Raw genomic sequence first — 14,558 nt, 5'->3', positions numbered from 1 at the left:
GACTTAGAAGGTACGCGCCTTGGGCGGGAAGGACTCAACCGTCAAAGGCTTCATCTGCACGGGCTTGTAATCCAGGCGGCTGCCTTCGGAATACCACAGCGTGTGCTTGAGCCAGTTCTCGTCGTCGCGCGTCGGGTGGTCGTCCAGCGCGTGCGCGCCGCGGCTTTCGGTGCGGGCAGCGGCCGACTTGATCGTGGCGCGGGCCACTTCGGTCATGTTGGCCAGTTCCAGCGCTTCGACGCGCGCGGTGTTGAACACCTTGGACTTGTCCTTGAAGTAGATGCTGTCGGCTTGCTTGGCCAGATCTTCGATCTGCGTCACGCCTTCGTTCAGCAGTTCCAGCGTGCGGAACACGCCGCAGTGGCGCTGCATCGAGAAGCGGATGGCGTTGCCGATGTCTTGCGTCTTTTCGCCCGACGTGCGCGATTCCAGCTTGTTCACGCGGTCCAGCGAGAAATCCACGGCTTCCTTCGGCAGATCCTGGTGCGCGCGCTGGCGCTCCGGGTGCGAATTCACAATGTGGTTGCCGGTGGCGCGGCCGAACACGATCAGGTCCAGCAGCGAGTTGGTGCCCAGGCGGTTGGCGCCGTGCACCGACACCGCGGCGCATTCGCCGATGGCGTACAGGCCGTTGACGACCTTGTTCTCGCCGTTTTCGCGCGACAGCACCTGGCCGTGGTAGTTGGCCGGAATGCCGCCCATCTGGTAGTGGATGGTCGGAACGACGGGGATCGGTTCCTTGATCGGGTCGACGTTGCCGAACTTGATGGCGATTTCGCGGATCGAGGGCAGACGCTTGTTGATGACGTCGGCGCCCAGGTGGTCAAGCTTCAGGACGACGTAGCTGCCGTCCGGACCGCAACCGCGGCCTTCCTTGATTTCCTGGTCCATCGAGCGGGACACGAAGTCGCGCGGGGCCAGATCCTTCAGCGTGGGCGCATAGCGCTCCATGAAGCGCTCGCCATCCTTGTTCAAGAGGATGCCGCCTTCGCCGCGCACGCCTTCCGTGATCAGCACGCCGGCGCCGGCGACGCCGGTCGGGTGGAACTGCCAGAATTCCATGTCTTGCAGCGGGATGCCCGCGCGCGCCGCCATGCCCAGGCCGTCACCGGTGTTGATGAAGGCGTTGGTGGACGCGGCCCAGATACGGCCAGCGCCGCCGGTGGCCAGCACCGTGGTCTTGGCTTCCAGGATGTAGATCTCGCCCGTTTCCATTTCCAGGGCGGTCACGCCCACGACGTCACCGGCTTCGTTGCGCAGCAGGTCCAGCGCCATCCATTCGACGAAGAACTGGGTGCGCGCGGCAACGTTGCGCTGGTAGAGGGTGTGCAGCAGCGCGTGGCCGGTGCGGTCGGCGGCGGCACAGGCGCGCTGCACCGGCTTTTCACCGAAGTTGGCGGTGTGGCCGCCGAACGGACGCTGGTAGATCGTGCCGTCGGGGTTGCGGTCGAACGGCATGCCGAAGTGTTCAAGCTCGTACACGGCGTTCGGCGCTTCACGGCACATGAATTCGATGGCGTCCTGGTCTCCCAGCCAATCCGACCCCTTGACGGTGTCGTACATGTGCCAGTACCAGTTGTCTTCGCTCATGTTGCCCAGCGAGGCGCTCACGCCGCCTTGCGCGGCAACGGTGTGCGAACGCGTGGGGAACACTTTGGACAGCACGGCAACCGACAGGCCCGCTTGGGACAGTTGCAGCGAACAACGCATGCCGGCTCCACCGGCGCCAACGACCACCACATCAAACTGGCGGCGCGGCAAGGATTTCATGACAGAGACCACGGCTTAAATGCTCCAGAGGATTTGCGCGAAGTAAACGACCGTACCGATCAACCAGAGGATCGTCAGCACTTGCAGCAGCAGGCGCAGGCCCACAGGCTTGACGTAATCCATCCAGATGTCGCGCACGCCAATCCAGGCATGCCAGGCCAACGCAATGAATGCAAGGGAGGCCAGGATCTGGCCTACCGGAATGAAGCCCACGTAGAAATTGAACAGCTTGACCCAATGTTCATACGTGAAGGCGGGCATCGTCAGGATGCCGACAAGCAGCACCAGCGTGTACACGGCCATGATGACGGCGGTGATGCGCTGGATGATGAAATCCATGACCCCATAGTGGGCGCCGACGACCAGGCGCTTGGGTCCGTAGTTTTTAGCGGCGGCCATTTACAGCACTCCGAACAGTTTGAGACCGAACACCAGCGTCAGCGCCAGGCTGACACCGAAGACCACGCCGGCGCTTTTCTTGGCCGACAGCTTGTCGATACCGATGTGCAGGTCCAGCAGCAGGTAGCGGATGCCGGCACAGAAGTGGTGCAGGTAGCCCCAGATCAGGACCAGGAACACAAGCTTGACGATCGGGTTGGCCGCGATGGAGGCGATCCAGGCGAACGACTGCGGTGCGGCCACGCTTGCTGCGAACAGCGGCACGATGACCAAGGGCAAACAGAGGAACAGCAAAATGCCGCTGATGCGGTGCAGGATGGACAGCTTGCCGGCCAGGGGCAGGCGATAGGAGAACGCAACTTGGGCAAGCCCAATATTGCGAAACTGCGGACGTGGCTTGGCAGCGGTGTCGGACATGACGGCCTCGGTGTTTCGGAACTAGGGAATCGTGACGGCGGAAATGCCGTGGCCCTTGCGGGCAAACACGGTATTTTCGCCCAGAGATAGGGTTGGTATCAAATCGTAGTGTAAAAGCTCATCAATTCAGACTATTGCGGTAGTGGTATCGATCGGTCAAGTACAACCCCCTGCGAATTTCCATGGGGCGGTCACCATAGGTGTACGACACCCGATCCACCTGCAACAACGGCGTGCCGGCGGGAACATTAAGCAGCGGACAGACTTCGGCCGGCGCGATCACCGCGCGCAGCTTTTCGTCCGCGCGCACCATGCTCACGCCGAACTCGGATTCGAACAAACCATAGAGCGGCGCCTTGTTGGCGGTCAGCAGTTCCAGGGTCAGTCCGCGGAAAATGGTGCCAGGCAGCCAGATGTCGTCCACGACGGTCGGCGTCTGCCCCATGGACAGCAGGCGGCGGATCATGACGACGGTTTCGCCCGCCCGAAGGTCCAGGGCGCGCGCGATCTCGGCGGGCGCTCTCAGGCGCCGGCATTCCAGGATGCGGCTTTCGGCGCGGCCGGGCTCTCCTTCTTCGTCGGCGGCCAGGCGCAGGAAACGGTAACGGACGCGGGCTTCGTGGTGGGTGGCGACAAAGGTGCCCTTGCCCTGGCGACGCAGCAGCATGTGCTCGGCCGCCAGCTCATCGACCGCCTTGCGCACCGTGCCCTGGCTCACCTGGAAACGGGCGGCCAGATCGATTTCGCTGGGGATGAGTTCACCGGGCTTCCATTCGCCGCGTTCAAGGCTTTGAACGAGCAGATCCTTGATCTGGCGGTAGAGCGGACTGAAAGCGGCCCCCTCGCCCGTTGAACGGGCGGCGCGAGTGCGTAAGGAGGTTTCGGGCCGAGGCTCTGCCATGGATCTTCTTGAAAGTGTCATGTTCATCCGGATGATGGGAAGGCAGCTCAAAAACAGGGTGCAGACCCATATCCAAAATGCGCCGGCAAGGGCACAGCGGACCGTGCTGCAACGCATTCGAATAAACGCTCTATTGTGGCATATCGGGCGGGAAGCTGTCCAACGTCTTATGTCTTATATAAGATAGAAGAGCGTTTGACGCACCCGTAAAATCGATCTAGGATTCACGGCTGTCAGGGGCCCGCGCCGGCTTGCCCGCACGCGCTGTTTTGGCCCCCTCAACGATTACACTGATTGGTGAGATTTTTCTCGCCAAACCATTACGGAGAACGTCCATGTCCAAGCCTGCCTTGCGTGTCGCCGTCACCGGCGCCGCCGGCCAAATCGGTTACGCACTGCTATTCCGCATCGCCTCCGGCGAAATGCTGGGTAAAGATCAACCCGTCATCCTGCAACTGCTGGAAATCCCCGACGAGAAAGCGCAAAAGGCCCTGAAGGGCGTCATCATGGAATTGGATGACTGCGCCTTCCCGCTGCTGCAGGAAGTGACCGCCCACAGCGACCCGCGCACCGCCTTCAAGGACGCCGACGTGGCCCTGCTGGTCGGCGCCCGTCCGCGCGGCCCCGGCATGGAGCGCAAGGACCTGCTGTCCGTCAACGCCCAGATCTTCACGGCGCAGGGCAAGGCCCTGAACGACGTGGCCAGCCGCAACGTCAAGGTCCTGGTCGTCGGCAACCCCGCCAACACCAACGCCTATATCGCCATGAAGTCTGCCCCGGACCTGCCGGCCAAGAACTTCACCGCCATGCTGCGCCTGGACCACAACCGCGCGCTGTCGCAGTTGTCGGCCAAGTCGGGCAAGCCAGTTGCCGATATCGAAAACCTGATCGTCTGGGGCAACCACTCGCCCACGATGTATCCCGACTTCCGTTTCGCCACCGTCGGCGGCGAGTCGCTGACCAAGCTCATCAACGATGACGCCTGGAACCGCGACACGTTCATCCCGACCGTCGGCAAGCGCGGCGCCGCCATCATCGAAGCCCGTGGCCTGTCCTCGGCCGCTTCGGCCGCCAACGCCGCCATCGACCACGTCCGCGACTGGGTCCTGGGCAGCAACGGCAAGTGGGTCACGATGGGCATCCCGTCGGACGGCTCCTACGGCATCCCGGAAGGCATCATCTACGGCGTGCCGGTCACGACCGAAAATGGCGAATACAAGCGCGTCGAAGGCCTGGAAATCGACGCCTTCTCGCGCGAGCGCCTGGACTTCACGCTGAAAGAGCTCCTGGAAGAGCGCGACGGCGTCAAGGACCTGCTGAAGTAAGCAGCGTTTGAATGAAGAATTGGGCCCGTTGATGCGGGCCCAATTCCTAAGCAGGACCGGAACACCAGACCGGCGCATAAACCTGTCCCTTCGCCCCGCTGCCTGCGATTGTCGCGGAGGGGACAGATTTATATTCCGGACCCGCGATAAGGTCGTGGGCTAGCCATAAGAAAGAACGGAGACCTCCATGTCCAGACCCGAATCGCCCGGCGCCCTCTTCCGCCGCGCCCTCGCCGAAGAAAGCCCGCTGCAGATCATTGGCGCCATCAACGCAAACCACGCGCTGCTGGCCAAGCGCGCCGGGTACCGCGCCATCTACCTGTCCGGCGGCGGCGTGGCCGCCGGGTCGCTGGGCTTGCCCGACCTGGGCATCAACACCATGGATGACGTGCTGACCGACGTGCGCCGCATCACCGACGTGTGCGACGTGCCGCTGGTGGTGGATATCGACACCGGCTTCGGTCCGTCGGCGTTCAACATCGCCCGCACCGTCAAGAGCCTGATCAAGTTCGGCGCGGCCGCATGCCACATCGAAGACCAGGTCGGCGCCAAGCGCTGCGGCCACCGTCCGGGCAAGGAAATCGTCACCACCGAAGAAATGGCCGATCGCGTCAAGGCGGCCGCCGACGCCCGCACCGACAGCGACTTCTACCTGATCGCCCGCACCGACGCCATCGCGTCGCATGGCGTGGACGCCGCGATCGAACGCGCGCTGGCCTGCGTGGAAGCCGGCGCCGACGCGATCTTCGCCGAAGCCGCCTACGACCTGCCCACCTACGACCGCTTCGTCAAAGCCGTCAAGGTGCCGGTCCTGGCCAACATCACCGAATTCGGCAAGACGCCGCTGTTCACCGTCGAAGAACTGAAAAGCGTGGGCGTGGGCATGGTGCTCTATCCGCTGTCCGCCTTCCGCGCCATGAACAAGGCCGCCGAAGCCGTCTACACCGCCATCCGCCGCGACGGCCACCAGAAAAACGTGGTGGACCTGATGCAAACGCGCGAAGAGCTGTACGACCGCATCGGCTACCACGAATTCGAATCCAGACTGGATGCGCTCTTCCAAAAGGGCAAAGCGTAAGTCCGCAACGCCTTTTGTATCCGGCGCCACGGCCATCCCGGGGCGCCACGCTTTTCCCCCATATCGTCAATCGCGAAAGGAAAGGAGTAGAGACATGAGCACGGCTCCCAAGAAGCAAGAATCCAAACCGGATGCCAAGCCGGAAGAGAAAGCCGGTTTCAAACCCAAGAAGTCCGTCGCCCTGTCGGGCGTGGTCGCGGGCAATACCGCGCTGTGCACCGTGGGCCGCAGCGGCAACGACCTGCACTACCGTGGCTATGACATCCTGGACATCGCGCACACCAGCGAATTCGAGGAAATCGCCCACCTGCTGGTCCACGGCAAGCTGCCCAACAAGGCCGAACTGGCCGCGTACAAGCAAAAGCTGAAGAGCCTGCGCGGCCTGCCGGCGCAACTGCAAGTGGCGCTGGAAGCGTTGCCCGCATCCAGCCACCCGATGGACGTGATGCGCACCGCCGTGTCCGTGCTGGGCTGCGTGCTGCCCGAGAAAGACGACCACAACACCCCGGGCGCGCGCGACATCGCCGACCGCCTGATGGCCAACCTGGGTTCGGCCCTGCTGTACTGGTATCACTACAGCCACAACGGCCACATGATCGACGTGCAGACGGACGACGACAGCATCGGCGGCCACTTCCTGCACCTGCTGCACGGCGAAAAGCCCAGCGACGAATGGGTCAAGGCGATGCACATCTCCTTGAACCTGTACGCCGAACACGAATTCAACGCGTCCACGTTCACCGCGCGCGTCATCGCCGGCACCGGTTCGGACATGTTCTCGTCCATCGCCGGCGCCATCGGCGCGCTGCGCGGCCCGAAGCATGGCGGCGCCAACGAAGTCGCGTTCGACGTGCAGAAGCGCTATGAAACGCCGGACGAGGCCGAAGCCGACATCCGCCGCCGCGTCGAGGCCAAGGAAGTTATCATCGGCTTTGGTCACCCCGTCTACACCGTGTCCGACCCGCGCAACAAGGTCATCAAGGACGTGGCCAAGAAACTGTCCAAGAAAGCCGGCAGCACCAAGATGTTCGACATCGCCGAACGCCTTGAGACGGTCATGTGGGACATCAAGAAGATGTTCCCCAACCTGGACTGGTTCTCGGCCGTCAGCTATCACATGATGGGCGTGCCCACCGCCATGTTCACCCCGCTGTTCGTCATCGCGCGCACCGCAGGCTGGTCGGCTCACATCATCGAGCAGCGCATCGACAACAAGATCATCCGTCCCACCGCCAACTACGTGGGCCCGGAAGATCAGAAGTTCGTGCCGCTGGACAAGCGCAAGTAGGCCCGGCGCAAGCCAGACGAGAGCAAGGGCGCAGCATGGCTACCTGTATTCATTCCATGGAGAGGTACCGCTATGTCTGCCCCGATCTCCAACGTGCGTCCCGAGCCCGACCAGGTACTGGTCGATATCGCGGACTACGTTCTGAACTACGACATCAAGAGCGGCCTGGCGTATGAAACCGCCCGCAATTGCCTGATCGACACGCTGGGCTGCGGCCTGGAAGCGCTGGAGTACCCCGCGTGCAAGAAGTTGCTGGGCCCGATCGTGCCGGGCACGGTGGTGCCCAACGGCGCCAAAGTGCCCGGCACGTCGTTCCAGCTGGACCCGGTGCAGGCCGCGTTCAACATCGGCACGATCATCCGCTGGCTGGATTTCAACGACACCTGGCTGGCCGCCGAATGGGGCCACCCGTCAGATAACCTGGGCGGCATCCTGGCCACCGCCGACTGGCTGTCCCGCACTGCGGTCGCCGCCGGCAAACCGCCCTTGACCATGCGCGACGTCCTGACCGGCATGATCAAGGCGCACGAGATCCAGGGATGCATCGCGCTGGAAAACGCCTTCAACAAGGTCGGGCTGGACCACGTCGTGCTGGTCAAGGTGGCGTCAACCGCCGTCGTGGCGCAGATGCTGGGACTGGACCGCGATGAAGTGATCAATGCCGTGTCGCTGGCGTGGGTCGACGGCCAAAGCCTGCGCACCTACCGCCACGCGCCCAATACCGGCAGCCGCAAAAGCTGGGCCGCCGGCGACGCCACCAGCCGCGCCGTGCGCCTGGCGCTGATCGCCAAGACCGGCGAAATGGGCTATCCGTCCGTGCTGACGGCCAAGACCTGGGGCTTTTACGATGTGCTCTTCAAGGGCCAGCCGTTCAGGTTCCAACGGCCCTATGGCAGCTACGTGATGGAGAACGTGCTGTTCAAGATCTCGTTCCCCGCCGAGTTCCATTCGCAGACCGCGGTGGAATGCGCCATGCAGATCCACGATCGCCTGCGCGCCGAAGGCAAGCGCGCGGAAGACATCAAGGCCATCACGATCCGCACGCACGAGGCCTGCATCCGCATCATCGACAAGAAGGGCCCGCTGAACAATCCCGCCGACCGCGACCATTGCATCCAGTACATGGTGGCCGTGCCCGTGCTGTTCGGCCGCCTGACGGCCGCCGACTACGAAGACGAGGTCGCCCGCGATCCGCGCATCGACGCCTTGCGCGACAAAATCGTCTGCGTGGAAGACCCGGCCTATACCCGCGACTACCACGATCCCGACAAGCGCTCGATCGCCAACGCGTTGACAGTCGAGTTCACCGACGGCTCCCGGTTTGAAGAGATCGTCTGCGAGTACCCCATCGGCCACAAGCGCCGCCGGCAAGACGGCATTCCGCTCCTGGAAGCCAAGTTCCGGACCAACCTGGCGCGCATGTTCCCGGCCCGGCAGCAGCGCCGCATCCTGGACGTCTCGTTGAACCAGCAGGCGCTGGAGGCCATGCCAGTGCACGAATACGTGGACCTGTACGTCATCTGAGTGCACGCGCCGGCCCACGGGAAGGTCGCTGCGGCGCCGGCCTTACAATGCGGCTTTCCTCGATCGGATCGCGCCATGGCCATGCTCTGGGTCAAGACCTTCCATATTGTCTTTATCGCTTCCTGGTTTGCCGGATTGTTCTACCTGCCGCGCATTTTCGTGAACCTGGCGCAGCAGACGGACGCCTCCGTCCAGGCCACGCTGCTGGGCATGGCCCGCCGGCTGTACCGCTTCACGACCATCCTTGCCGTGGTCGCCATCGTGTTCGGCATGTGGCTGTACCTGGGCTACCGCATTGGCGTAGGCCCCGGCAACGGCTGGATGCACGCCAAACTCTTTTTCGTCCTGCTCGTCATCGGCTACCATCACGCCTGTGGCTTGATGCTACGTAAATTCGAACAGGGCAAAAATACCCGTTCGCACAAGTTCTATCGCTGGTTCAACGAAGTTCCCGTCTTGCTGCTCTTGGTGGTGGTGGCGCTGGTCGTCGTCAAACCCTTCTGATTCCCCCTACCTTTGCACATTCGCCAGGATTCGTATGTCCTCTGATGAACACGACCGTCCGCGCAAGACGCTGACGATCAAGAAAACGGCGCGCGACGCCCACGCCGAAGAAGCGCCCAAGCGCACCCGCACGGGCGCCCGCGCCCGGCTGGTTGCCCAGATCGAGCGCACCCGCGAAAACGTCGAGCGCCAGAAAGACCCCGAAGGCTATCAGCGCCGCCAGGAAGAAGAGGCCCGCTACGCCCGCAAACCGGCCGCGGGCGGCCGCGGCGCCGCTCCCCGCGGGCAGGCGCCGCGCGGTGGCCAGTCCGATCGCGGTCAATATGATCGCGGCGCGCCCACCCGAGGTACGTCGGAACGCAGCGGCCCCAGCCGGAGTTCGTCTGATCGCGGCGGCCCAGGCCGAAGCCCGTCTGATCGAGGCGCCTCCAGCCGCGGTTCGTCTGATCGCGCGCCGTCCGATCGAGCGTCGTCTGGCCGCGCACCCGCCGCGCGCAGCCGTTCCGACGACACGCGCCGCGACGCGGGCGCAAGCGCCAGTTCGCGCCCGCCGCGTCCGCAGCAGCGCGCGCCGCGCCTGCGCGACGATCAATACATCGCCCCCGCCACGCCGGCGGGACGCTTCTACGATCCGTTCGAAGACGACGGCCCCGCGCCTGAGTTTGCCGCCGAGGCCGATCACGGCCACGTGCCGGATCAAGGCCAGGACGCCCAGCCGGAATTCACCGACGCGCGCGACGATTTCCGTGACCGCGCCCCCACTGTCGAAACTCGCAGCCGCCGCCCGCGCGAACCTCGGCAGGCGGAAGTGTTCACGGTATTCGCCCCCTGCCCTCAAGGCCTTGAAGAGGCGCTGACGGCGGAAATGCAGGCGCTGGGCTACGACGACGCCAAGGCGGGCCGCGCCGGCTGCTCGTTCACGGCCGATTGGGCCGGCGTGCAGCGCGCCAACCTGTATTCACGCCTGGCGACCCGCATCCTGGTGCAGGTCGCGCACGCCGAGATCTCGCACGAAGACGATATCCTGGACCTGGCCCGCGACACCCCCTGGGAACGCTGGTTCGGCGCCGAGCAGACGCTGCGCGTGGATACTTCGGCCATCAAGAGCCCGGTGCAAAGCCTGCAGTACTGCAATCTGCGCGCCAAGGACGGCATCTGCGACCGCCTGCGCGAACTGGAAGGCGAACGCCCCAGTATCGACACGGTGCGGCCGGACGCACGCGTGCACCTGTTCCTGACGGGCCACACCGCCACCCTGTACCTGGACACCTCGGGCGAATCGCTGTTCAAGCGCGGCTGGCGCCTGGACAAGGGCGAAGCCCCGCTGCGCGAGAATCTGGCGGCCGGCATGCTGGCCCTGGCGGGGTGGGACCCGGCGGCGCCGCTGCTGGACCCGTTCTGCGGGTCGGGCACCATCCTGATCGAAGCCGCCTGGATCGCGTTGGGCGTGCCTCCGGGCATTTCACGCCCGTTCGGCTTCGAACGCCTGCGCGACCATGACGCCTATCGCTGGCGCGACCTGAAGGACGATGCGCGCTCGCGCATCCTGCCGCAGTTGGACGCGCCCCTGGTCGGTTACGACCTGGACCCGCAAGCCATTGAATTCGCCCAAAACAATGCCGAACGCGCCTGGCTGACGGCCGATTCCATCCGTTTCGAAGTCGGTGACGCCCGCGAGATCGCGGCGCCCGCCGACCACGGCTGGATCGTCACCAACCCGCCCTATGGCGAGCGCATGCTGACCGAGCAGGACGCCGACCTGTGGCGCGATTGGGCCAGTTGCCTGAAGCGCAATTTCGCCGGCTGGCAATTGCATGTCATCACCAGCGACATGACGCTGCCCAACCAGATGCGCTTAAAACCCAAGCGCCGCGTGCCGCTGTATAACGGCGCATTGGACTGCCGCCTGTTCGGTTTCGAACTGGTCGCTGCAGGCTACCGCGACGCCTGATCGCGCGGCGGCCAAGGCGGCTTTACCGCCCTGGCCGCCAAGCCCATTTCCGCACCGAAGGCACGTTGTAAAAGCGCCGCAACATGGTGCGCGTATCTTTGCTTATGGTGCCCCGCCGCGCGGTTTTGGGGCATTATCAGCACCAGGGTGTTGCCAAGTTGCACCTGCTTGCACCTTCCCCTTGCACAGTTTCAGGGTAAACCCTATAATTCGGGTTATCCCTAGTAGCAAACAACTGTGCAAGCCCGTGGAGGCTATTGTGATCAACCCGAACAACACCATCCGCCTGACCGACGAACTCGAGCGCCAACTGATGCTCCAGGCTATTGAAGAACAATTCCGTCCGCATCCGATGCGGGCGTTGGCCGCCGGCCTGCGTAAGCTGGCCCACGGCGTGAAGGCCCTGGCTGGCAAGACGAGCGCCAAGAACGCGCACTCCGCTGCCTAAAGACAGGCTGGGCCTTAAGCGCTAAGGCCCGAAAGATTTTCCCCTTGGGGGCTGCATAGCCCCTTTTATAGACCCGCCCTTACCGGCGGGTTTTTTTTCGTCGGGCCTTCCCTCCTTGGGGGGCAGAGAACACACGTAGTGCGTGAAGCGTGGGGGCCCTTCCCCCCGCCGGGCCGCCCCAAGGGGGGAAGCCCCCTCGGGGGGCAGAGAACACACGAAGTGTGTGAAGCGTGGGGGCCATCTTTATCGGATAATGCCCACCCATGACGACAGACGCCCTTGACCAGACCCCGAATCGGCTGCGCCGGTTTGCCTGCATGATGTATGAAGCCGTGCTGCTGTTTGGCGTGGTGTTCCTGGCGGGTTACCTGCTGGACACGCTCACCCAGAGCAAAAATGCACTGGAGCTGCGGGCAGCCCGGCAAGCCTGGCTGTTCGTTGCGATAGGGGCCTACTTCGTGCTGTGCTGGCGCCGGCGGGGCCAGACCCTGCCGATGAAGACCTGGAACATCCGGCTGGTCGACCGCGACGGCAACACGCCGCCGACATTCCGGCTGATCCTGCGCTACGTGTTGGTCTGGCCGCTGGTGCTGGCCGGGGCTGCCGTGGTGTGGGGCGCCGCCAGCCTGACCGGCTGGGCGTCGATGGACATGTTTATCGTGGCCGCGCCCTTCACGATCTTCATCTGGTCCTGGTTCGATCCCGACGGGCAGTTCTTGCATGACCGCATCCTGGGCACACGCCTGCGCAACGCGCCGCAGCGCCAGAAATCGCGATAACAGCGCTTCGAGACGTCAGCACTTCAGCAGTTCGGCCCTTCAGCGCACACAAAATATTACAAACAGCAAAAGCATGCGGCGAATTCATCGCATGCTTTCAGAAAATTGAAAGTCGCCCGCAAAGACAATGAGGCCCCGTTAAACAGACGCCTTTCCGGACCTCTCATGCGCGCTTTCCTTTCCCGACTGTCGCTGGCCGCCGCCAGCGCGCTGTGCTTTCTGCCCGCTGGCGCCATGGCGCAAAACGCGTCGGCCCAGCAAGAGATCGAATCGGCCACGAAAGCCGCTTTCGCCGCCGCCCAGCAAGGGCCGGCCGACGTGAAACTGGGCGATCAGGCGGTCGTGCGCTTGCCTCAGAACATGTTCTTCGTCCCGCGCTTGCAGGCCGAACGCCTGATGCAGGCCTACGGCAACGGCAAGGACCCCTCGCTGTTGGGGGTCGTGATGCCCAAGAGCGACGAGGACGACTGGGTCGTCACCGTCAATTTCGACAAGGCAGGCTACATCAAAGACGACGACGCGCGGAACTGGAACGTCGGCGAATTGCTGGACAGCCTGCGCGAAGGGACCGAGCAGTCCAATGAAAAGCGCAAGAAACGCGGCTTCCCCGAGCTGACCGTGGACGGCTGGGTCGAGGCCCCCAAGTACGACGGCAACACGCAGCGGCTGGTCTGGTCGGTGGCCGCCAAGCACAAGGGCGCTGACGCCGGCGAAGACCCGACGGTGAACTACAACACCTATGCGTTGGGCCGCGACGGCTACATCACGCTGGACCTGATCACCCAGCAAAGCCTGGTGCCCAAGGACAAGACCGCCGTGCTGGCGTTGCTGGACAACCTGACCTACGTGGACGGCAAGCGCTACACCGATTTTGATTCCTCGACCGACAAGGTCGCCGAATACGGGCTGGCCGCGCTGGTGGCCGGCGTGGCCGCGAAGAAGCTGGGGCTTTTCGCCGTCATCGCCGCGTTCCTGGCCAAGTTCGCCAAGGTCGGCATCCTGGCGGCCGCCGCGCTGGGCGGCGGGCTGTGGAAGCGCCTGCGAGGCAAAAAGGCCGACGCCCAGCAGCCTTGAGCATTCTCTCGTGACGGCGGCGCCACGCAAGACCACCCCGCCGTCACAACAGCGTCACGGATTCTTCACACGCCCGTCATCGCCGGATGATCTGATCCTGAGGCATGACGACAGCCCACATGGAAGCGACCGTGAACGAAATCCGACCCGCGCACTGGCGTGCTCTGTGGATTTCCGATATTCACCTGGGCACTGCCGGGTGCAAGGCGGAATTCCTGCTCGATTTCCTGGATCACAACGATTCGGACACGCTGTATCTGGTGGGCGATATCGTGGACGGCTGGCAACTGCGCAAGCATTGGCACTGGCCCCGGGCGCACAACGACGTGATCCAGCGCATCCTGCGCAAAGCGCGCAACGGCACGCGGGTGGTGTTCATTCCCGGCAACCATGACGAATTCGCACGCGAATTCGCCGGCTATGCGTTCGGCGATATCGAAATCCTGGACGAAGACGTGCACGTCACGGCCAAGGGCCTGCGCCTGCTGGTGCTGCACGGCGACCAGTTCGACGGCGTGATCCAGCACAGCCGCTGGCTGGCCCACCTGGGCGACGGCCTCTACCAGTTGGCGCTGTGGATCAACCACCATTTCAACCGGCTGCGCCACCGCCTGGGCCTGCATTACTGGTCACTGTCGCAATATTTGAAGCACAAGGTCAAGAACGCCGTCTCTTTCATTACGGATTTCGAGGAAGCGCTGGCAGGCGAGGCGCGCCGGCGCGGCTTGGACGGCGTGGTCTGCGGTCACATCCACAAGGCCGAACTGCGGGACGTGGGCGGCATCCTGTACTGCAACGATGGGGATTGGGTGGAAAGCCTGTCCGCGTTGGCGGAAACGCATGACGGCCAGCTTCAACTGCTGGACTGGGCCGCCATCCAGGCGGAAAGGCAGGCGGAACCGGCCGTGCGCCCCCCGCGTTCGCTCTCCCTGCCCGCCCTGCCCTCCGCACTGCGCCGCCAAAGCAAACACCCGTGATAACCCGTATGCGTCCCCATTACGCAACGGGGATATTGCAGTTCACGGCCCTCTAGGTCATGCTTGCATCTGAGGCAACGGGCGAGTTGGCCCGTTCACGCAGCTGCAACATGCTTACAACAT

At 63.8% G+C, this 14,558-nt stretch carries 14 protein-coding genes; 10 read left to right on the top strand and 4 right to left on the bottom strand.

Going from position 1 to position 14,558, the window contains the following annotated elements; all coding sequences use genetic code 11:
- Positions 1–3: 3 nt before the first annotated feature.
- The 4 genes from sdhA to ACI0FO_RS02960 form a co-directional block, all read right to left on the bottom strand.
- Positions 4–1,782, bottom strand: coding sequence for a succinate dehydrogenase flavoprotein subunit (sdhA, locus tag ACI0FO_RS02975; protein WP_046802660.1), 1,779 nt, complete (start codon positions 1,780–1,782; stop codon positions 4–6).
- Positions 1,783–1,785: 3 nt separating this feature from the next.
- Positions 1,786–2,169: a succinate dehydrogenase, hydrophobic membrane anchor protein gene (gene sdhD / locus ACI0FO_RS02970; RefSeq protein WP_006223905.1), complete on the bottom strand. Its 384-nt coding sequence runs from the start codon at positions 2,167–2,169 to the stop codon at positions 1,786–1,788.
- Positions 2,170–2,586, bottom strand: coding sequence for a succinate dehydrogenase, cytochrome b556 subunit (gene sdhC / locus ACI0FO_RS02965; RefSeq protein ID WP_006223904.1), 417 nt, complete (start codon positions 2,584–2,586; stop codon positions 2,170–2,172).
- Between the two features lie 121 nt (positions 2,587–2,707).
- Complete coding sequence (locus tag ACI0FO_RS02960) at positions 2,708–3,487, bottom strand: GntR family transcriptional regulator (RefSeq protein WP_006223903.1); 780 nt, start codon at positions 3,485–3,487, stop codon at positions 2,708–2,710.
- A 335-nt stretch (positions 3,488–3,822) separates the two neighbouring features.
- Between ACI0FO_RS02960 and ACI0FO_RS02955 the strand changes: the two genes are divergently transcribed.
- From ACI0FO_RS02955 to ACI0FO_RS02910, 10 genes are all read left to right on the top strand, one after another.
- The gene (locus ACI0FO_RS02955; protein ID WP_105555043.1) at positions 3,823–4,812 is read left to right on the top strand and encodes a malate dehydrogenase; all 990 of its coding nucleotides are present in this window, start codon (positions 3,823–3,825) and stop codon (positions 4,810–4,812) included.
- A gap of 187 nt (positions 4,813–4,999) precedes the next feature.
- Complete coding sequence (prpB, locus tag ACI0FO_RS02950; RefSeq protein ID WP_006218121.1) at positions 5,000–5,890, top strand: methylisocitrate lyase; 891 nt, start codon at positions 5,000–5,002, stop codon at positions 5,888–5,890.
- Positions 5,891–5,984: 94 nt separating this feature from the next.
- Complete coding sequence (prpC, locus tag ACI0FO_RS02945; RefSeq protein WP_416023996.1) at positions 5,985–7,178, top strand: bifunctional 2-methylcitrate synthase/citrate synthase; 1,194 nt, start codon at positions 5,985–5,987, stop codon at positions 7,176–7,178.
- 72 nt (positions 7,179–7,250) lie between these two features.
- Positions 7,251–8,702 carry a bifunctional 2-methylcitrate dehydratase/aconitate hydratase gene (locus tag ACI0FO_RS02940; protein WP_416023994.1) on the top strand — a complete coding sequence of 484 codons (1,452 nt, stop codon included), beginning with the start codon at positions 7,251–7,253 and terminating at the stop codon, positions 8,700–8,702.
- Positions 8,703–8,777: 75 nt separating this feature from the next.
- Positions 8,778–9,206: a CopD family protein gene (locus ACI0FO_RS02935; protein ID WP_175216749.1), complete on the top strand. Its 429-nt coding sequence runs from the start codon at positions 8,778–8,780 to the stop codon at positions 9,204–9,206.
- Positions 9,207–9,783: 577 nt separating this feature from the next.
- The gene (locus tag ACI0FO_RS02930) at positions 9,784–11,157 is read left to right on the top strand and encodes a THUMP domain-containing class I SAM-dependent RNA methyltransferase (protein ID WP_416024543.1); all 1,374 of its coding nucleotides are present in this window, start codon (positions 9,784–9,786) and stop codon (positions 11,155–11,157) included.
- Positions 11,158–11,416: 259 nt separating this feature from the next.
- Complete coding sequence (locus tag ACI0FO_RS02925) at positions 11,417–11,605, top strand: hypothetical protein (RefSeq protein ID WP_035212795.1); 189 nt, start codon at positions 11,417–11,419, stop codon at positions 11,603–11,605.
- Between the two features lie 263 nt (positions 11,606–11,868).
- A complete protein-coding gene (locus tag ACI0FO_RS02920) occupies positions 11,869–12,384 on the top strand; it encodes an RDD family protein (protein WP_105555047.1) in 516 nt (171 codons plus the stop codon).
- A 165-nt stretch (positions 12,385–12,549) separates the two neighbouring features.
- The gene (locus ACI0FO_RS02915) at positions 12,550–13,458 is read left to right on the top strand and encodes a DUF2167 domain-containing protein (RefSeq protein ID WP_416023991.1); all 909 of its coding nucleotides are present in this window, start codon (positions 12,550–12,552) and stop codon (positions 13,456–13,458) included.
- Positions 13,459–13,562: 104 nt separating this feature from the next.
- Complete coding sequence (locus tag ACI0FO_RS02910) at positions 13,563–14,435, top strand: UDP-2,3-diacylglucosamine diphosphatase (protein ID WP_105555049.1); 873 nt, start codon at positions 13,563–13,565, stop codon at positions 14,433–14,435.
- Positions 14,436–14,558 lie beyond the last annotated feature (123 nt).

Origin of the sequence: Achromobacter marplatensis, assembly GCF_049060505.1 — a bacterium.
Lineage (GTDB): Bacteria > Pseudomonadota > Gammaproteobacteria > Burkholderiales > Burkholderiaceae_B > Achromobacter > Achromobacter marplatensis_A.
This window is presented reverse-complemented; position numbering and strand designations above follow the sequence as displayed.